20 protein-coding genes and 3 pseudogenes are annotated in these 18579 nt (G+C 70.4%); 7 read left to right on the forward strand and 16 right to left on the reverse strand.

Annotation, left to right across the window (positions count from 1 at the left end):
• Nucleotides 1-92 precede the first annotated feature (92 nt).
• The 5 genes from U5640_RS06945 to U5640_RS06965 form a co-directional block, all read right to left on the reverse strand.
• Nucleotides 93-581 (reverse strand): GNAT family N-acetyltransferase, encoded by a 489-nt coding sequence (locus tag U5640_RS06945; protein WP_340374907.1) that lies wholly within the window; start codon nucleotides 579-581, stop codon nucleotides 93-95.
• Nucleotides 582-809: 228 nt separating this feature from the next.
• A complete protein-coding gene (locus U5640_RS06950; protein WP_340374908.1) occupies nucleotides 810-1070 on the reverse strand; it encodes a hypothetical protein in 261 nt (86 codons plus the stop codon).
• The gene (locus tag U5640_RS06955) at nucleotides 1046-1357 is read right to left on the reverse strand and encodes a transposase (protein ID WP_340374909.1); all 312 of its coding nucleotides are present in this window, start codon (nucleotides 1355-1357) and stop codon (nucleotides 1046-1048) included. The genes U5640_RS06950 and U5640_RS06955 overlap by 25 nt, the downstream gene beginning before the upstream one ends.
• Nucleotides 1358-1392: 35 nt before the next feature.
• Entirely contained in the window at nucleotides 1393-1746 is a 354-nt protein-coding gene (locus U5640_RS06960) for a hypothetical protein (protein WP_340385696.1), read from the reverse strand.
• A gap of 64 nt (nucleotides 1747-1810) precedes the next feature.
• Nucleotides 1811-2218, reverse strand: coding sequence for a hypothetical protein (locus U5640_RS06965; RefSeq protein ID WP_340374910.1), 408 nt, complete (start codon nucleotides 2216-2218; stop codon nucleotides 1811-1813).
• A 246-nt stretch (nucleotides 2219-2464) separates the two neighbouring features.
• Here U5640_RS06965 and U5640_RS06970 point away from each other — a divergent pair, with 246 nt between their 5' ends.
• From U5640_RS06970 to U5640_RS06980, 3 genes and pseudogenes are all read left to right on the forward strand, one after another.
• Nucleotides 2465-3523 carry a helix-turn-helix domain-containing protein gene (locus tag U5640_RS06970; RefSeq protein WP_340374911.1) on the forward strand — a complete coding sequence of 353 codons (1059 nt, stop codon included), beginning with the start codon at nucleotides 2465-2467 and terminating at the stop codon, nucleotides 3521-3523.
• Nucleotides 3524-3632: 109 nt separating this feature from the next.
• Nucleotides 3633-4004 (forward strand): annotated as a pseudogene (locus U5640_RS06975) (molybdopterin-dependent oxidoreductase); the annotation flags it as partial.
• 165 nt (nucleotides 4005-4169) lie between these two features.
• Nucleotides 4170-4703, forward strand: a complete 534-nt coding sequence (locus U5640_RS06980) for a TerD family protein (protein WP_340374912.1) — start codon at nucleotides 4170-4172, stop codon at nucleotides 4701-4703.
• A gap of 90 nt (nucleotides 4704-4793) precedes the next feature.
• On the opposite strand, the gene U5640_RS06985 is transcribed toward U5640_RS06980, so the two are convergent.
• The 3 genes from U5640_RS06985 to U5640_RS06995 all read right to left on the reverse strand — a co-directional run bounded on the left by U5640_RS06985 (nucleotide 4794) and on the right by U5640_RS06995 (nucleotide 8244).
• Nucleotides 4794-5906, reverse strand: a complete 1113-nt coding sequence (locus U5640_RS06985; RefSeq protein ID WP_340374913.1) for a HAMP domain-containing sensor histidine kinase — start codon at nucleotides 5904-5906, stop codon at nucleotides 4794-4796.
• Nucleotides 5907-5908: 2 nt separating this feature from the next.
• Nucleotides 5909-6658, reverse strand: a complete 750-nt coding sequence (locus U5640_RS06990) for a response regulator transcription factor (protein ID WP_340374914.1) — start codon at nucleotides 6656-6658, stop codon at nucleotides 5909-5911.
• A 239-nt stretch (nucleotides 6659-6897) separates the two neighbouring features.
• On the reverse strand, nucleotides 6898-8244 hold the full coding sequence (locus tag U5640_RS06995; RefSeq protein ID WP_340374915.1) for a hypothetical protein: 1347 nt from the start codon (nucleotides 8242-8244) through the stop codon (nucleotides 6898-6900).
• Between the two features lie 113 nt (nucleotides 8245-8357).
• Here U5640_RS06995 and U5640_RS07000 point away from each other — a divergent pair, with 113 nt between their 5' ends.
• Nucleotides 8358-9590, forward strand: coding sequence for a molybdopterin-dependent oxidoreductase (locus U5640_RS07000; protein ID WP_340374916.1), 1233 nt, complete (start codon nucleotides 8358-8360; stop codon nucleotides 9588-9590).
• Between the two features lie 337 nt (nucleotides 9591-9927).
• On the opposite strand, the gene U5640_RS07005 is transcribed toward U5640_RS07000, so the two are convergent.
• The 4 genes from U5640_RS07005 to U5640_RS07020 all read right to left on the reverse strand — a co-directional run bounded on the left by U5640_RS07005 (nucleotide 9928) and on the right by U5640_RS07020 (nucleotide 13560).
• Nucleotides 9928-10761, reverse strand: coding sequence for a methyltransferase domain-containing protein (locus tag U5640_RS07005; protein ID WP_340374917.1), 834 nt, complete (start codon nucleotides 10759-10761; stop codon nucleotides 9928-9930).
• Complete coding sequence (locus U5640_RS07010) at nucleotides 10758-11375, reverse strand: DUF2064 domain-containing protein (RefSeq protein ID WP_340374918.1); 618 nt, start codon at nucleotides 11373-11375, stop codon at nucleotides 10758-10760. Before U5640_RS07010 ends, U5640_RS07005 begins: the two co-directional genes overlap by 4 nt.
• Complete coding sequence (locus U5640_RS07015; RefSeq protein WP_340374919.1) at nucleotides 11372-12142, reverse strand: glycosyltransferase family 2 protein; 771 nt, start codon at nucleotides 12140-12142, stop codon at nucleotides 11372-11374. The genes U5640_RS07010 and U5640_RS07015 overlap by 4 nt, the downstream gene beginning before the upstream one ends.
• A gap of 422 nt (nucleotides 12143-12564) precedes the next feature.
• Entirely contained in the window at nucleotides 12565-13560 is a 996-nt protein-coding gene (locus U5640_RS07020) for an NAD-dependent epimerase/dehydratase family protein (protein WP_340374920.1), read from the reverse strand.
• Between the two features lie 796 nt (nucleotides 13561-14356).
• Between U5640_RS07020 and U5640_RS07025 the strand changes: the two genes are divergently transcribed.
• Complete coding sequence (locus tag U5640_RS07025; protein WP_340374921.1) at nucleotides 14357-14653, forward strand: hypothetical protein; 297 nt, start codon at nucleotides 14357-14359, stop codon at nucleotides 14651-14653.
• Nucleotides 14654-14713: 60 nt separating this feature from the next.
• On the opposite strand, the pseudogene U5640_RS07030 reads toward U5640_RS07025, so the two are convergent.
• Nucleotides 14714-14812 (reverse strand): annotated as a pseudogene (locus U5640_RS07030) (DDE endonuclease); the annotation flags it as partial.
• Nucleotides 14813-15045: 233 nt separating this feature from the next.
• Here U5640_RS07030 and U5640_RS07035 point away from each other — a divergent pair.
• Together U5640_RS07035 and U5640_RS07040 are read left to right on the forward strand one after the other, a co-directional pair.
• Entirely contained in the window at nucleotides 15046-16488 is a 1443-nt protein-coding gene (locus tag U5640_RS07035; protein ID WP_340374922.1) for a DUF1996 domain-containing protein, read from the forward strand.
• 243 nt (nucleotides 16489-16731) lie between these two features.
• A complete protein-coding gene (locus U5640_RS07040) occupies nucleotides 16732-17340 on the forward strand; it encodes a hypothetical protein (protein ID WP_340374923.1) in 609 nt (202 codons plus the stop codon).
• A gap of 10 nt (nucleotides 17341-17350) precedes the next feature.
• Here U5640_RS07040 and U5640_RS07045 read toward each other — a convergent pair.
• The 3 genes and pseudogenes from U5640_RS07045 to U5640_RS07055 all read right to left on the reverse strand — a co-directional run.
• Nucleotides 17351-17542: pseudogene (locus tag U5640_RS07045) on the reverse strand (transposase); the annotation flags it as partial.
• Nucleotides 17543-17743: 201 nt separating this feature from the next.
• Complete coding sequence (locus tag U5640_RS07050; protein ID WP_340374924.1) at nucleotides 17744-18094, reverse strand: MFS transporter; 351 nt, start codon at nucleotides 18092-18094, stop codon at nucleotides 17744-17746.
• A gap of 7 nt (nucleotides 18095-18101) precedes the next feature.
• Entirely contained in the window at nucleotides 18102-18569 is a 468-nt protein-coding gene (locus U5640_RS07055) for an ArsI/CadI family heavy metal resistance metalloenzyme (protein WP_340374925.1), read from the reverse strand.
• Between the last annotated feature and the right edge of the window lie 10 nt (nucleotides 18570-18579).

Genomic DNA, 18579 nt, shown 5'->3' on the forward strand with positions numbered 1-18579 from the left:
GCGACGGCACACACGAGCGCGCGGCTTCCAGCGCTCCTGCAAGCCGGCCACCCTGCAGGCGAAGCCGGTGCCCCGCCGACCGGCACACCGCGTCATTCCGACGGAATGCGAAACTCGAATTCGGGGCGGTCCCACGGCACGGCGGGCGGGTTCGCGAACGCGGTCCCGGTCCGCACCGCACCGACGCGGTGATAGAAGTCCTCGGCGGGAAGGTGCGACACGACTTTGAGACGGTCGAGCCCGGCGGCACGGGCCTCGGACTGCATGTGCGCGACGAGGCGCCGTCCAATACCCCGTCCTTGCACTTCGTCGGCGACGAACAGCAGGTCGAGCTCCGGTGGAGCGAGGACGAGCGAGTAGAACCCAAGGACCCGGTCTCCATACTCGGCGGACCCGACGGCCACGAAGACGCGGTGCGCCTCGATGTAATCAGGACCGACCCGGTAGCCCGCGACTGCGGCTGCGTACTTACCCTCGTAGGCGCTTGAGCCACGCACGAGCCGCGTGAGCCGTTGGGCATCCCGCGCGACGGCCCTCCGTATCGTGATCGGCTGGCTGACCGGGGAAGTACGTGAACTCATCGGAAGAGTATTTCCCACCGGGGAACGCCTTCCTGCGGCGGGTCGGCTGCTCCCGCAGGCGCTCCTGCACCGCTCCCGGGGAGAGATGAGGGCGTCGCCTCGGCAGGCCGGGTGACGGGCGTCCGCGTAGACCGACAGGTCACCGACGGCCATCACGAACCCGGCAAAAGCCCCGTCGGGATGGTTCCCGACGGGGCTCCGCCGTATCACCCGCCATCACGGACGCCCCTATAACGCGGGGGTGCGGGCGACCGGGCTGACCAGGTTGAAGACCTCGCGGGCTGCGTATCGCTTGAGGCATCGGATGATCTCGCCTCGGGTCTTGCCTTCCTGGGTGCGGCGTTCGTAGTACGCCTGGGTGCGCGGGTCGTGGCGCAGGCGGGTGAAGACGATGCAGTGCAGGGCCGCGTTGGCCTGGCGGTCGCCGCCGTGGTTGAGCCGACGCGAGTCCGACGGCCCGAGGATTACTCGATGGGGCTGACGCCGCACAGGGCGGCGAAGGACGCCTCGGTGTTGAGTCGCTCTGGGTTGTCTCCCATGGTGATCAGGAGGGTGACGGCGCTGTCCGGGCCGATGCCCACCGGTACGAGTAACTGTGGGGCGTGGCGTACGACGAGCCGGGTCAGGCGCTGGTTCAGCTCATCGATCTGCCCGGTGAGCTGCTCGACGCGCTCGGCCAGCATGCGCAGCGTCAGGTAGGTGACCTGGGCCACCGCGTCCTCGTCTCCCCCACCGTCGTGCAGGGCGAGGCGCGCAGGTGCGGAACAGTTCGGCATCGCCCAGGCCTGACAGCTGTTCCCGCAGGGCGGGATCAGCGATGACCAGGACGGCCTTGAGCTGGTTGATCGGCTGGGTACGAGCCTTGACCGCGAAGTCCTTGGCGGCCTTGAAGATCCGGGCGCTGTGCACCGGACCGTCGCCGGACTTGGCCCGGACCCGGGCGCGGCCACTGAGCACGGCTCGCACGGCGGCCCGAGCGTCGAGCGGGTCCGAACCGCCCAGCCCGGGCCGGATGCTGACCGGTGAAGGTCACGTCGACCTTGCGCAGCTTGGAGACGATCAGGGCCTTGCCCTGCTCCACCTTGCGGAACAGACGGGAGACGAGGAGCACGGCGAGCAGGATGGCGGCGACGAGCGCGCCGCCGCCCACGATGATGGCATTCATGGCATACGTCCTTGCGGCATAAGGGTGTTGAAGCGTGAGGAAGGGGTCCCGCTGGTGCTGTCGTTCAGGCGGCGCGTCGCCCTGCATGGCGGAGTTCGCGAAGACCGGGTTCGTCGGGGAAGAGCCGGTGCAGCGGCCGTACGAGCAGACACGTCAGCCGCCAGGCGGCGAGCAGCGCCGCGACCGGGACGACCAGGCGCAGAAGGCCGGTGGCCGGGCCCGGTGGTGCGAACGCCGTCAGCAGGAGGGGCGTCGCGACACTCAGGGACCAGGCCAGCGCCGGCAGCGCCGGCAGGGCGACCGCCACGGGGACACCGCCCATGCCCCAGGACCGGAGGTCGGCGTCCGCGTCGAAGTCGCGGGCCGAGGCGACCCCCAGGGCGACCGGCAGCCAGAAGCAGACGATCACGACGAGGGCGGCGGTCGGCAGGATGGTCGGCAGACCGGTGGCCGCAGCCAGAAACGTTCGCATGTCTTCCCCCTCCTACCGCCCGAGGTGCCCGTCAGCCGCGCCCGATGGCGCACGCTCGCTCCGGGTCCCGGTGCCGGACACCTGCCGGTACCCGGCACCGGAACCTCCAGCAGTGCTCCCCACAGGCCATGATGCTCGGCTGCCCCGCATCGGCGCATTGCCGGTCCCCGGCAGAGTTCATTAAGGTCTGCATGCCGGTGAGCCGCCAAGGAACCGTCACCGGCGCGTCAAGATTGCGGGGGCGATGTGGCGGAGCGGGAGATTCCCGAGCACTATCTGCACGGGTATGCCGAGATCCTGGCCGAGGTCTCGGCCACCGGCCGACGCCTGACCCGGGAGGAGATCACCTCCCGGGGAGCCCTCGGGGAACAGGCCGCGGAGGCAGGGTACGGACTGCGGGCCCTGGTCAGCGCCCACCTGAACGCCGCCCGCACGGCATGGCCGGCCTCCCCCGGCTCGGCCGCCGGCGCACTGGCCGCCGTACAGCAGGTCATAGACGCCTTCGCCGAGGGATACGAGGGAGCCCAGCGCCATGCCGTGCGCCAGGAGGAGGCGGCCCGCCGGGAGTTCATCGACGACCTGCTCTACGGCCGCAGCGACCTCGGGCGCCTCGCCGAACGCGCGGAACGTTTCGGTCTGCGGCTGTCCCACGCTCACGCGGTCGCCGTCGCCGAGGGCCCGGTCGCCTACGAGGAGGGCGACCCGGTACCCCGGCAGGTGGAACGCGCGCTCATCTCCCGTTTCGGCGACCGCAGCATCCTGCTCACCACCAAGGACGGCCGACTGCTGTGCATCGCGCCCGGCCACCAGGACGAGGTGCTCGCCCACTTCGCCAAGCAGGCCCACGCCGCCACCGACGGAGGCCAGGTCGCCATCGGCCGCCCGCAACCCGGCCCCGGCGGCGTCGTCCACTCGTACGAGGAGGCGCTCAACGCCCTGGAACTCGCCACGCGCCTGGAGCTGGAGGATCCGGTCCTACGCGCCGCCGACCTGCTCGTCTACCCGGTCCTGACCCGCGACCGGCAGGCCATGGCCGAACTCGTCCTCGACACCCTCGGCCCGCTCACCACCGCCCGCGGCGGCGCCCAACCTTTTTTGGACACCCTCACCGCCTACTTCGACTGCGGCTGCGTCGCCGCCGAGGCCGCCCGGCGCCTCTCCCTGAGCGTGCGCGCCTTCACCTACCGCCTGGAACGCATCCACCAGCTCACCGGAGCGGACCCCGGCGACCCGGCCCACCGGTACATGCTGCAGACGGCCGTGATCGGCGCCCGGCTGCTGGACTGGCCGGCCAAGGACCTGTGACGGCCCTCCCCGCCATCGCGGTCCAGGCACTTCAGATCTCAGGCGCCCCATACGCCCCGGGCCGTGATGGAGAAACGCCGGGTACCCGCCATGTGCGCACGATGGGGAGATGGACGGACGCATCGGCGACGTCAGCACCCCGGGACGCCTGGCAGAACCGGGCGAGGACGTCACCGCGCAGAAGCTCGCACTCGCGACCCGCAACCACGGCCTGCCGCTGGAGGCACTGCGCTACGACGTCACTCCCGCCGGGCTGCACTATGTGCTGGTCCACTACGACATCCCCGCGGCCGACTCCTCGACATGGCGGTTGACCGTGACCGGCAGGGTTGACACGCCCCTGACGCTCGACCTGGCGGAGATCCGGTCCTTCCCGGCGGTGACGCACCGCGTCACCATGGAGTGCGCGGGAAACGGCCGGGCGCTGCTCGTGCCGCGGCCGGTGAGTCAGCCGTGGCTGGTCGAGGCCGTCGGCACAGCAGCGACATGAACCGTGCGCGTCCACGCCCTGGAGGACCTCGTCCGAAACGGGAGGATCCGTGCTGGAGTCCGTTGCGCCGAAGGAGGCTTCAACAGAGTGACCTGCAGCCATACTTGCTCATGTAGGTGCCATCGTGTGATGGCTTGAAAGAGAGGCAGCAATTCGGTGAGCAGCGACAGCCACGGCGTGGGGAAGGCCGAGGTACGGCTCAAATGGGACCCGAGTCCCTGGGATCAGCCGCCCCATCATCTCGACATCATCGCCGCCACCTACTCGGCGGACGCCCCCTTCGGGCAGCCGGTGTACGTCGTCCACTTCGACAGCCGCTCACCGGACGGCACCATCAACATGAGCCGGCACAGTCAGACCGGGCAAGGCTTCGGCTACGTGGAAGCGATGACCCTGGAGCTCGACCGCCTCGCTTCCTCCTTCACGCGCGTGGTGGTCGGTGTGGCGATCCACCAGAACAGCGGCCCCAAAACCTTCGGTGACCTGTCGAACGCCGGAGTTCTGGTTGTCGAGGGGTACCGTGAGCTGCTGAAGGACAGCTTCGCAGAGCTCTCCGGCTACACCGCCGCGACGATCGCGGAGTTCACCAGGGACGCCTCCGGAACGTGGGAGTTCCACGCGATGCTCCGAGGGTTCGACAGCGACCCCGTAATCTTCACCGCCGAGATGGGCAGCATCCCACAGCCCTGACCGAGCAGCAGCGCAGAAAGCGGACGACCGTCACGGTGGTGCCCTCATGCCTCCACGCCTACGGCATTACGGTGACCAACCGGGGCGTGATCACGCCTCGGCCAGGGGAAGCGTCACTTCGAAGCGGCAGCCGCCGGGGACGTTGCGCACGGCGGCCTGGCCCCGGTGGGCCTCCACGATGCCCCGGACGATGGCCAGGCCGAGGCCCGCACCGGCCGGAGGAGTACGGGCATGGGTACCGCGCCAACCGGTGTCGAAGACCCGCGGCAGGTCCTCCTCGGGGATGCCGCCGCATCCGTCGGTGACGGACAGGACGACTCCGTCGGAGAAGCGCTCGGCGGTGACCGCGACGGTACCGTCGGCGGGTGTCCGGCGGATCGCGTTGACCAGCAGATTGCCCAGCACTCGGCTCATCTCCTTGCCGTCCACCTCGACCGGCACCGGCTCGACGCGGTCGCCGACCAGCCACACCCCGCACTCGCGGGCGAGGGCGTCCGCTCCCGCGAGTGCGTCGCCCACAAGGTCGTACACCGACATACGGGAGGGGGACAGGGCGAGCGCCCCGGCGTGGATGCGGGAGAGCTCGAACAGGTCGCCCACCATGCCGTTGAGGCGTTCGACCTCCGTGCGCATCTGTCGATGGTAGCGGTGGGGGTCGGCGGCCACGCCGTCCTCCAGGGCCTCGGACATGGCGCGCAGCCCGGCGAGGGGCGTGCGCAGGTCGTGCGAGATCCACGCGACCAGCTCCCGTCTCGATGCCTCCAGGGCGCGCTCGCGATCGCGGGACTCGGCCAGCTTCGCACTGGTGGCGGCCAACTCCTTGCTGAGTGCGGCGAGTTCGGCGGTCACCGGGCCGTTTGGAGCCGAGAAGTGGCCGCCGTCACCGAAAGAACGGGCGGCGGCGGTGAGCGCCCGGCTGCGGGCGACGACCCAGCGGCCCAGCAGCAGCGCGGTGGCCAGGGAGACGACCGCCGCCATCGCGACCACCAGGGTGACGACGGTCAGGTCGTGCGAGGACAGGAACATCGCCCTCGCCACGGCCAGCGTCCCCGCGAGCATGGCGGTCACGGCCACAGCGGCTACCACGGCGAGGGACGCGGTCAGCGAGCGTCGCCGGATCAGCCACAGCACACCCGCCCCGAGCAGCCCGGCCAAGGCGGCGCCGAGGAAGGCGAAGAGGGCGATGAGGAGGGTGTCGCGCATGGTCAGACCGCCTCCTCGCAGGGCGTGGCATCGAAGCGGTAGCCCACTCCCCACACCGTCTGGATCAGCCGGGGCCGGGCCGGGTCGTCCTCCACCTTGCTCCGCAGCCGGCGCACATGGACGGTGACGGTGGACAGGTCGCCGAAGTCCCAGCCCCACACCTCGCGCATCAGCTCTTCGCGGCTGTAGGCGCGGCCGTGGTGACGCAGGAGGAAGGCAAGGAGGTCGAACTCGCGGAGTGTGAGGCTGAGCTCGGTGCCGTTCTTGGTGGCGCGGCGGGCTGCCGGGTCGACGGTGACGCCTGCCGCGTGCGCGGGGTGAGCTGCGACGGCGGGCCGGGTCCGGCGCAGTACCGACTCGACCCGCAGGACCAGCTCACGGGGGCTGAAGGGCTTCGTGACGTAGTCGTCGGCGCCCACTTCCAGGCCCAGGATCCGGTCGCCCTCGTCGCCTCGGGCGGTGAGCATGATGACCGGCACGGGCCCGCGGGCACGTATCCGGCGGCACACTTCCAGGCCGTCCATGCCGGGCAGCATCAGGTCGAGCACCACCAGGTCCGGCCGGTGCGCGGCGGCCCGCGCGAGCGCGGAGTGCCCGTCCCCTGCTACGTCCACCTGGTACCCGGCGCGGTCGAGATATCCGGAGACGACCTCGGCCACGGTGGGGTCGTCGTCCACGACGAGGACGCGGGTCGTACCTCCGTGCCCACGGGGAGCAGGTCCGGAGTCCTGGGATTCGTGCGGCTGCTGCATGCCCCCAGCTTCCCACCGGCCTCATCGCCGTGCGGCAGGGCCGTCCCGATGTCCGCGTTCCGTAAGATCTCGACGCCCGTTTGCGTCGCGAGCCCCTGCCTGCCTCCCCCTCGCACAGACCAGAGCGGTGCCGTGCGCGCAGTAGGGGGTGGCGCTGACGGCGGGCGCCGGAATGATCCGTCCGGAGAATCGGCCACCGGTGACGCTCCTTCGCGGAGGCCCGAGCGGGGTCTCCATGGTCACCATCCCGTCAGCAGCAGGTGGTTGAGGAGCAGGGCGAGAGCGGCCTGTGCGGTGAGCCAGGCGCGGGGTCGGGTCAGGAACACGCAGGCCGGGATCAGCCACATCGCGAACGGTAGCCAGATGCGTTCTGTTTCCGCTTTGCTCATGCCGGAGAGGTCGGCGGCGAGGAGCGCGAGCAGGGCGGCGAGGACGAGCAGGGTGAGGCGGGGTTCGGCCGTGGAACGGCGCAGACATGTGCGAACGCCCTGGCGGTTGGGAGACGCGCCGGCTCGTCGCAGTCCGGCCACCGTCGCCGGGCCCACGACGAGCGCCGTGCACGCGAGGTTCGCCCACACCCAGTAGCCGTAAGGACGGATACCGCCGGCTCCTTGGTAGTAGCGGGTGACCAGCAGGTGGTACGCCTCCCACCAGTTGAAGCCCGCGATCGTGAACGCGGTCGGGACGACGACGAATCCGGCGAGGAGGTACGGGAGGGGGCGCAGTCGTCGGGAGCCGAGCAGCAGGACGACGGCGGCGATCACCGCGAACAGGGTCAGCCCGTACGAGAGATACGCGGTGAGGCCGAAGAGGAGTCCGGAGGCGAGACCTGTCCGACGTGGCCGGTGTCCCGTGACGGCGAGAGCGAGGAACGCGACGGCCCAGGCGGCGACCGCCGCGAAGTAGCCGTCCGCGGAGGTGCCCATCCACACGGCGGCCGGGGCCAGGACCAGGAAGGGCGCGGCGCGGCGGGCGAGCGCCTCCCCGGCCAGCGCTCGTACGGTGACGAGGACCGCCACCGCCGCCGTCGCCCCGGCGGTGATGCACCAGACGCCCGCCCAGGCCCCGCCTCCGAGTCCGATCCGGTCGAGGAGGACGAAGGTGAGGGTGGCCGCGGGGGGATGTCCGGCGACGTGCGCGGGCCAGGCGTCGGGTGAGTGGATCAGGATGTGGTGGGTGAAGTCCCGCAGGGCGGCCGGGATGTCGTGGAAGCGGTTGACCGGGTCGATGACCTGGAGGTACTCGTACTTGGTCGTGAGCCGCCGGGCGATTCCGCGCTGCCATCCGTCGACCAGGGCGAGCGAGAACGTCCACGCCATGGCGGTGCCCCAGACAGCACACAGCAGGGCGCGCCAGGGCAGCCGGGCGGCGAGGAGCGGCCCGTACGCAACCACGACGAGCGCCACCGTGATCGCTGCGGGGGTGCCGGGGCCGACATGTGGCTCCCAATGGCCGTACAGCGGCGGCCAGCTGACATGAAGGTTTCCGTAACGGTGCTCAAGGACGGTGCCGACCACAGCCGCCGTCGTGACAAGCAGCGCTGCGGCCAGGGCCGCGGACAGGTCGCGGAGAAGATCGCGGTTCACACCGGCACGCTAGGCCGGGGAGGACCGGACGAGGCTCCGGTGAGCCTGGACGTCAGCATTTCGTCATGTGTTGCGGGCCCCGTCCCCGGCCCGTCCCGGCCTACGGTCGGGACATGCGCGACCATCTACTCCCCACCTCTCCCGGTTTCTGGCGCAGCCCGCTGCGCAGCCCCTGGTTCACCTCCGTGCTCGGCATCGTGCTGCTCGGCGGGATCATGGTGCTCTTCACCACGGGCCTCGTGTCGTACGCGGCCTACAACCCAGGCCTGTCGCCGGTGAACGACAAGACCCCGGACAGGGGCCTGCTCGGCTTCTATCTCTTCGCCTGGCCGACCGACCCGCCCTGGCTCTACCGGCTCACCCAGGGCGTCCACGTCACCCTGGGCATCACGCTGATCCCCGTGCTGCTGGCAAAGCTGTGGTCGGTCCTGCCGAAGCTGTTCACCCTGCCGCCCGTGCGATCCCTCGCGCATGCGCTGGAGCGGCTCTCGCTGCTCCTACTGGTCGGGGGCGCACTGTTCGAGTTCACCACGGGCGTGCTGAACGTCCAGCTCGATTACCTCTTCCCCGGCTCCTTCTACCCGCTGCACTTCTACGGGGCCTGGGTGTTCTTCGCGGCGTTCGTGACACACGCGGTGCTGCGGGTGCCGGCCGCGGTGCGCAATCTGCGCCACCTGCGCGACGAGAAGAGCGAGCTCGTCTCCCCGAACCCCGCCCCGTCCACCGTCTCGCGCCGCGGCGCCCTCGCCTTCGTCGGCGGCGGCTCTCTGCTCCTGCTGGCCACGACGGCGGGCCGGAGCTTCGACGGACCGCTGCGGGCAACGGCTCTGCTCGCGCCGCATGGCGGCCCTGAACCGGGTTCGGGCCCCGGCGGCTTCCAGATCAACAAGACGGCCGCGTCGCGCGGGATCAGCATGACCGAGACGAGTGACGAGGCATGGCGGCTGGTCATCGAGGGGCAGGGACGGACGGTCCGGCTGAGCCGGGCAGAGCTGCTGCGACTCCCGCTGTACGGCGCTGCGTTGCCCATCGCGTGTGTGGAAGGCTGGTCGACCTCCGACCAGTGGTGGCGGGGCGTACGCCTGCGGGATCTGGCGGCGCTCGTCGGGTACGGAACCGACGCGGCGCCCGACGTACTGGTGGAGTCGCTCCAGCGGCAGGGGTCGTTCCGGCGGGCGGCCCTGCGCGACAACCAGGTGCGCGACCCGCGTTCCCTTCTCGCCCTGTTCGTCAACGGCGAGCCCCTCACCGCGGACCACGGCTACCCGGCGCGGATCATCGTTCCTGCGGCGCCCGGCGTGCTCAACACCAAGTGGGTGGCACGGATGACCTTCGGAGAACTGTGATGCGACGACGTGTGACACGACGGCTTGGGATGCGCCCGCGTGTGGGCAGCCCGCTTCAACTCCTGCTTCTTGCCTCTTCGTTCGCGCTGGCAGGGTATGCGGGTGTGCGACTGCTCGCGGACGACTGGCTCTCTGTCGCGCTGTGGTTCGTGGGCGCGGCCCTGGTGCACGACCTGGTGCTGTCGCCCCTGTACGCGGGAGCGGACCGGGTCGTCGCGCGGGGGCTGGGCGTGGTCGGCCGCCGGGAGTGGACGGTCTTCGTGCGCGTCCCGGCGGCGTTCTCCGGCCTTCTGCTGCTGATCTGGTTTCCGCTGATCAGCGGGCAGGTGGCGGACCACTACAGTTCCGCCACCACCCTGTCCGGCGACACATTCCTGTCCCGCTGGCTTTTGATCACCGCGGTGCTGTTCGGCGGCTCGGCGGCGATGCTCCTGGTGCGGTCACTGCGGTTGCGCAGGGCGACGAAGGAGCGTCCGCCGGTCGTCCACTGACGCTCCGGGCGCCAGTCGGCGCGTGTCGCGAGCCGGAGCAGGGCCGGTGTGCCGAGCCGGGCCCAGGGGAAGGGCGGGCCGGCCGTGCCGTGCGTGCCGGCGGTGATGCTCACGACGTGGACGGTGAGGCGTTCGTCGACCTCACTGTCCGGGACGGTCTCGGCGATCAAAAGGCCGTTTCCGTCGAGGAGTTGGGACATCCGCCGCAGGAGGGCGGTCGGGTCGCCTCCGATGCCGATGTTGCCGTCGATGAGGAGGATCGTGTTCCAGCGTCCTTCGGCCGGGAGCGGCTCGAAGACGGAGCGGTGCAGAGCCTGACCGCCGAGCCGCACGGTGCGGGCGACTGCGGCTTCGCTCACGTCGACGCCGAGCGTCGGCCGGCCCCGGGCCGCGAGTTCGGCGACGAGCCGCCCCGGACCGCATCCCACATCGAGCACAGCGCCTTCACAGTGCTCCAGAACACTCATGTCCGCCGCGTCGGCCCTGGCACACCAGCGTTCCACCTCCAGCGGCAGCAGCCAGCCGTCGGCGCGACGCAGGAAGAGCGGTCCCCGGCCAGTGACCAGGGCCTCGGAGTAGGGGTCGGCAGCCCAAGGGCGCGGGGCGCTGACGGACGCGACAGGCACGGGGCGATCCAGGGCGACCGCCCTCGGCGACGTGGTCTCATGTGCGGTGCTCATCGGCCGACAGCCGCCCCGAGACGCTCCAGTGCGACGGCGAAGCGGCTCCCTGGCGCAGCCGCCGCGACCGCCTCCGCGTCGTCGGCGGTGTCCACGTCTCGCAGGCGGGGCAGTTCGCGTACGCGCAGGCCCGCGACGGCGAGCCGTTCACGCTGCGCGGCACCGGTCGTGGGCGTCGACATCGGCACCCCGCGCAGCAGTTCGGGGTCCGGGTGGGCGAGACCCAGCGCCCAGAAGCCGCCGTCCTCGGCCGGCCCGACATACGCGTCGCAGTCGGCGAAGTCGACGGTGAGCAGTGCGGGCGTCACCTGGGGGGTGTCCATGCCGATGAGCAGCGCGGGTCCGTCGCAGCCGGCGAAGGCGGCGGCCAGCCGCTCGTCCAGACCTCCCGCGCACTGCGGGACGACGTCGAAGCCGGGCGGCAGCCAGGGGCCCGGAGAGCCGTCGAGTACCAGCACGCGGCGCCGGGCGGGTGTGGCCGCCACCGTACGCAGGGTGTCCACGAGCGCCGCCTCGGCGAGCGTCGCCGCCTCTCGAGGTGTGAACGGCGGCGTGAGCCGGGTCTTGACCCGTCCTGGTCGCGGTTCCTTGGCGATGACGAGGAGAGTGGTCACTGAGCGGTTCCTCCTGGGAGTATGGCGAATGAGTCGGCATCAGCCCCGTGCCGGGGCACCGGTGGTTCGGCCAGGACCCTGCTCATGTCCCGTACCGCCTGCCAGGTTCCGCGCCAGGTACCGGTGACCTTGGAGGCCCCGGTGCGCGGCAGGTAGGGCACGTCGTGCTCGACGACACGCCAGCCGGAGTCGGCGGCGCGCACGACCATCTGAAGCGGGTAGCCGCTGCGGCGGTCCGTGAGAGCAAGGTCGAGCAGTTGTTCACGACGGCCGGCGCGAAGCGGGCCGAGGTCGTGCAGGCTCAGCCCTGTGCGGCGACGCAGCATCCGCGACAGCACCACGTTGCCCAACCGTGCGTGCGCGGGCCAGGCGCCCCGGCCCTGCGGACGGCGCCGCCCGAGGACCAGGTCGGCCTCACCGTCGCACACCTCGCGCACGAAGGGCACGAGCAGGGACGGGTCGAGGGAGGCGTCGCAGTCGCAGAAGCACACGATGTCCGCAGTGGCCGCGGTCAGCCCGGCGTGACAGGCGGCGCCGAAGCCGCGGCGCGTCTCACGCACGACGGTCGCGCCGAGGTCGCGGGCCAGTTCCGGCGAGCCGTCCGTGGATCCGTTGTCCACCACCAGCGCGCGCCAGGTGGGCGGGATACGGGCGAGGACCCAGGGCAGGGCCTCGGCCTCGTTCAGGCAAGGGAGCACCACGTCGACAGTCGCCGCGGGCGTCTCTGCTTCCGATTGCGTTGCAGGAGAAGTCGTCACGGCTTTCACCCTACGAAGACAAAAGGCACGTAAGGGACTTCGGCTCCTTACGAAACACGGACGTCGAGGGAGTGAGCAGCGCACCGAAGTGCGGTCGGCAGGGGTCCGGTCGCGTGAGCGGCACGCGCCTCCCGTGCTCGACCGGCTGTACCGCACGCGGTGGCACCGGAATACCGGACACGGAGATCTGACGTGCGAATGCTGCCCGCCTCCCTCGGCTCCGTCACTGTCGCGGTCACCAGCGATGCACGCGGAGCCGGCGGCAGTGGTACAGGCGACGACCTTGCCGGCCCCCACCGTGTCGACCCCAGCCATCGCGATGGCAGCCGGCGTCCGCGGCGGCGACCGCGCTGCTGCTCGACCGCCGGTCCGTCGGCCGAGCGCCGTCCGTCTTCCGCCTCCCGCTCCGCCGCGACAGGACCGGTCGAGTGCTACGGCTCGCGCAGCCCTGCTCTCGCGAACTCCCGCATACCCTCCTCGAACCCGACCTCTGCCTTCCAGCCCAGCTCGGCCCGCAACCGCGACGAGTCGGCCGTGATGTGCCGTACGTCCCCCAGGCGGTACTCCGCCGTCACCACGGGCTCGGGTCCGCCGTACGCGGACGCCAGCGCCCGCGCCATCTCGCCGACCGTGTGGGGCTCCCCGCTGCCGGTGTTGTACGCCGCCAGCGCTCCGGCCGGGGACTCGGCCTCCAGCGCCGCCACATTGGCCGCCGCCACGTCCCGTACGTGCACGAAGTCCCGCCACTGACCGCCGTCCTCGAAGACACGCGGCGCCTCACCCCGGGCGAGCGCGGACCGGAAGAAGGACGCGACCCCCGCGTACGGGGTGTCGCGTGGCATGCCCGGCCCGTACACGTTGTGGTAGCGCAGCGAAACCGCCGAGCCGCCCGTCGAGCGGGCCCAGGCCGAAGCCAGATGCTCCTGGGCCAGCTTGGTCGTCGCGTACACGTTCCGGGGATCGACCGGAGCGTCCTCGCCGACCAGCCCCGGCGTCAGAGCCGACTCGCACCGCGGGCACCGGGGCTCGAAACGCCCTGCGTCCAGATCGGCCACGGCCCGAGGGCCTGGTCGCACCTCCCCGTGCCGCTCACACAGGTACGAGCCCTCGCCGTACACGACCATCGACCCGGCCAGCACGAACCGCCCGACCCCCGCCTCGGCCATGGCGGAAAGCAGCACCGCGGTACCGAGGTCGTTGCGCGACACGTACTCGACCGCGTCGCCGAACCCCTTCCCAAGCCCCACCATCGCCGCCTGATGGCACACGGCGTCCACACCCGGCAGAGCGGCCGCGACCGCCTCCGCGTCACGCACGTCCAGGCCGTCACGCAGGTCGAACACGACTGCCTCGTGCCCCCGTGCGGACAGCGCCGCGACGACATGACACCCGATGAACCCGGCTCCGCCGGTGACCAGTACTCGCATACACGAACGCTAGGAGCATGAGCACCCCGCACGGCAGCACCGCGCCCATCACGTCACGGGTCCGTAAGACCTCGCCAGATGCAGCAGCCCATGGCGCATCACGCCGGGGCCAACTCGGCGGGGAAGGCATATCCGCCGTCCTGCTCATGACGTCTGCGATGAGGCGCCGCGGCGTGAAAGGCGCAAGTCGCCACTCCCGGCCCCGCACGGTGAACTCGGCCGGCCCGTAGGGTCGCTCTGGTCAAAGCCCCCGATCAGACCGGGGTCGACGTTACCGCGACCCCACTCCCCCGCCCTCGCTCCACCGTGCGGGGCCTTCTCACCGCCGCAGGAACGGCAAGGGTGGGAGGCGAGCCGCGGCCGGACCGCCACCGAGTTCTCCGGGGCGAACAAAACGAGAAGCTGACATTTTCATCCCACCCGCCCCCGCAGGCAACTGCGGCTCTGCACGTCACCAACCGGCGGTGGCGCCGGGTGACGAGGAGTCGTACCCCATCTGGCGGCTTGTGTGGGGGGAATATCGGGGTGCATCGGCTAGGCCGCTTCTTCCGGATCAGCAAGCCCTCGGAAGGCAGGGCTTTTGCCCGGCCGCCGGGGCGCGGGGGAAGACAGGTGTCCTTGCACCGCCTAATCGACCGACCGTTCGAGCGGGCGTTCACGTACGCAAAGCTCGATGCGCCCTTGGCCCGCATCGCCGACCGCGAGCCACACCTCCGACTCGCGGCCTGACGGCCAGAATTTCCGGCCGCGTGTACTAGGATCCGCCGCTAGCATCACTCGATCGACAGGAGGCCCGATGATCGGCGTGCTCGTGACTTTCACCCAGAGCGACAAGTTCGATCGTTCAACTATCGCAAAGATTGCCCGCGAACTCCGAGGACCGTTCGAAGGCATGGCCGGCCTTCGCTTCAAGAGCTTCATGCTCGACGAAGACGGCGTTCAGGCAAGGAACTTCTACGTGTGGGATGACGAGGAGAAGGGCCGCGACTTCTTCACGGAGGAGCTCGTCGACAAGGTGACGGGGATTTATGGCGTCCCGCCCAAAATCGAATATCTCGATATCGTGGGGTTCGTCGACAACTCTGGCACCTGATTCTCAAGGAGGCTGTCGCGCAAATGGCTGCTGTCTAATGACTTTGAATGCGTGATGTCGTCATGGTGGCTGGCGTCGGAGGCCGGTGCCGGTGAGGCAGCCGTCGAGGACGTCGTGGCGGTACTGGAGCCGACGGAGGCCGCGCAGGACGGCAGTAAGGCCCGGATCACGGGATCACGGCTTCTTCCAGCGCCGAGCGGGGGATGCCGAGGCGGCGCAGCTCCTCGTGCCGGGCGGGGTCAGTTCGGGCGCCGCTCAGTTCTTACGTGTCCATGACGCGCGACGTGAACAGCTGCACGCGCGGACCACTCAAGTGAGGCTGGGGCATCCGGGCGGCCAGTGATACGTGTCGCCGCCGGGTCAGGAACCACGTTGTCAGATCGGGAGTCCTCATGCGAGCAGATCACAGGCGCGGCCGGAGCCGCCGCAACGCCATCTTGGCGGTCACGGCGCTGCTGGCAGGGGGCGGTGGCCTCATAGCCGTGAACTACGCCGCCAACGCGTCCGACGTCACCGCCACCGCTCCTACGACGCGGTCAGCCCAGACGATCAGCTGCCCGGACGTGAAGGGCAAGCTGCCGGCCGTCCCACAGCAGGCACAGGCCGAGGTGGACCGCAACCTGCAACTGCTGGACCGCCAGACCGCGGAGGCCAACCAGCGGCTGGTCGACACCCGTGGGCAAGGGGGCCCGAACTTTGTGCAGAACGCGATCCTCGGCCCCCTGACAGACAAGAGGAAGGCGACCATCGACCGGATCGCCATCGCCATCGGGCGGTCGGCCGCCAGGCCCACAGGGCTGGACGCTCTCGCCGCCTGCAACCTCGGTCTCGACGCACCCGCGCCCCAGCCATCCGGGGCCGGGGCCGCGAACCAGAGCCCCGGCGACGCCCGGGGCGAGGGGGGCGACACCGGACAGCAAGGAAACGGCTCCGGTACCGAAGGGCAGAGCAACGACGGCCCCACCGCGGCCGACTTCGTGGACATCACGAAGGTGGCCCCGAACGTGCGCAAGGTCCGCAGGCAGGCCGGCGCCTCGACCGGAGCCTTCACCTCCCGATGCGGAGTGAACAGGCAGGGACAGCACAACTCGGACAACGACATCGTGGCTCCCGGTGTCAGCAACGGCGCCCACCACGTCCACGACTACGTGGGCAACCGCAAGGTGGACTTCAACTCGACCAACGAGTCCCTGAGCGCCCAGGGCACTTCCTGCACCAATGGCGACCAGTCCGCGTACTACTGGCCCGTCCTGCGGGACACCACCCGTCAGGGTCCCGACGCCAACGCCCTGGGCGGAGGCGCCGAGGGCAACAAGGGAGCCATCCTGGTGCCCTCGACGGTCACGATCACCTATCAGGGCAGCCCTGCCGGCAAGGTCGTGGCGATGCCACGCTTCCTTCGGATCATCACCGGTGACGCCAAGGCGTTCACCAACGGGACCAAGAACGCCAACGCCCACTGGAGCTGCACCGGCTTCGAGAACAAGGTCCAGCTCACCGACAAGTACCCGATCTGTCCCAGCGGCAGCAAGGTGGTGCGCAGCTTCGCCTTCCAGAGCTGCTGGGACGGCAGGAACATCGACAGCGCCGACCACCGCAGCCACGTCGCCTTCGCCGACGCGGGCGGCAACTGTGCAAGCGGCTTCAAGGCCATCCCACAACTGACGATGAGGCTCACCTACAAGACCCCTGCGGCGCCGAACTTCGCCGTCGACGGTTTCCAGGGACAGCGGCACAACGCCATCACGGACCACGACGACTTCATCAACGTGATGACCGACCGGCTCATGAAACAGGCGGTCTCCTGCATCAACTCAGGGCGCCGCTGCGGCTGACCCTGCCGACCGGGCCGCCGCTCACCCGGCCCCAGGGCCTCAGCCATCGATATGAGACGCCGTCCGTCCACATGGCTCTGGAAGGTCCTTTGCTCTGGCCTCGCCGCAAGATCGGCGAGGCCGGTGTCGCGTCGGAAGGGAATCACCCCGGCGGACGGTTTCCAGCGTTACACGGCACCACGAAGATCTTACGAAGCCCTTACGCAGCCGTCTCAGGTGACGTAACGCGCCTACGATCCCTGCGTGTTGACCATCCGAAACATCACTCTCGTCACTGTCGCGCCTCTCGTGCTGGCCGCGGCGGGCGCCGCGCACCCCCATGGCCTGTCCAGGGCGACGGCCGCGGACTGGACACAGTTGCACATCGCGCTGCTGCCGGTTTTTCCGCTGCTCACGCTCGGTCTCCTCGTCCCTCTGTGGCACCGCCCCCGCCCAGACCTCGCGGGCTTCGCCACGGCGGTGGCCTGGGCGGGTGCGTTCACGTACGCGGCCTTCTACACCGGTCTTGACGCGGTGGCCGGTATCGCGGCGGGAACCGCCGTCGAGCACGCTGCCGGAACAGCGACCATAGGGCCGATCAAGTACCCGCTGTACGACGCGGGCGAGTCGCTGGGGGAAGTCGGTGCCTACGCCCTCATCGTCGCCGTCGTGGCCACGGCGGTCGCGCTCTTCCCGAAACACGGCGTGCGAGTTGTTCCCGGCACGGTGGTTCTCCTGGTGGCCGGCTGGTCCTTCACGGACAGCCACATCTTCTGGCCCCGCGGCGTATGGACCATGCTCGGTTTCGCACTGGGCTACGCTCTGCTCGCCGCCGGGAGCAGAAGGAGCAAATCCGTTCCGCGCCGCGCCTGAGCGGGACGGGCAGAGCGGCATTCGCCTGCCGGTCGCCGCCATGGTTGACGCGGCGCGAGCTCTGCCGGCCCGAGGAGTACTCGATGGGACTGACCCCGCACAAGGCGGCGAAGGACGCCACAGTGCTCAGCCGCTCAGGGTTGTCGCCCATGGTGATCAGGAACGTGAGAGCGCGGGCGGGGATGGTCACGAGGGCCAGGAGCAGCGCGAGTACGGCGTATGTGGTGCGCCGGCTCAGGTGCTCGGCGAGGGCGGCGGTCAGCGGGGCGAAGGCGGTGGAGGCCAGGCCGCCGGCGAGTGTGACGACGGTGAGGGCACGGACGCGGTCGCTTCCCCACCAGCGGGTGAGGGCGGCGAAGGCCGGCTGGTAGAAGGTGGCGGCCATGGCCACGCCGGCCAGTAATCAGGCGGCGGTGAAGGCCGCGAGGTTGGGTGCGCAGGCGATGGCCGGCACGGCGATGACGCCCAGGATGGAGCCGGTGGTCATCACTGCGCGCGGGCCTCGGCGGTCGAGGATGCGCCCGACGGGGATGCCCGTGAGGGCGAAGACCAGCAGCGCGCCCGAGAAGGCGGCCGTGGTGGCGGTGGCCGACCAGCCTGCGGCCGCGGTGATCTCGGGGTCCAGGACGGGGAAGGCGTAGTAGACGATGCCCCAGCTGGTGATCTGGGTGGCGCACAGGGCGGGCAGGGCGGCGCGAGGCCGTGACCGGTCTCCCGTCCCGGTCACGGCCTCGCTGGTGTGGGGGTTGGTCATCGGCGGATCAGCAGCAGCAGCCCGCGACGGCCGGTTCCTTCGAGCCTGTATCGGCCTCGACCGGGCTGGCGGCGCAGCAGGTGCTGCCCTGCTGCTTGGCCAGGGAGTCGGCGTCGGCCTTCACGACGTAGACCTCCCAGGGTTCCTGGCCGGGGCCGTGCACCCAGACCTTGTCCTGGAGGGCGTAGCAGCAGGTGCTGTCGTTCTCCACGTCGGTGGCGAGGCCGGCCTCGCCGAGGCGGGCGCTGGCGGCGTGGACGGCCTCGGTGGATTCGACTTCGACTCCGAGGCGGTCCAGGCGCGTGGCCTCGCCCTCGGCGCCTTCGATCAGTACGAGCTTGAGCGGCGGCTCGGTGATGGCGAAGTTGGCGTAGCCGTCGCGGAGTCTGGCGGGCTCGGTGCCGAACAGCTTGCTGTAGAAGGCTACGGACGCATCCAGAGCGGGGACGCGGAGAGCCAGTTGTACACGGGACACGGCAAACCTC

It is taken from the genome of Streptomyces sp. SS7, from assembly GCF_037993025.1.
GTDB lineage: Bacteria > Actinomycetota > Actinomycetes > Streptomycetales > Streptomycetaceae > Streptomyces.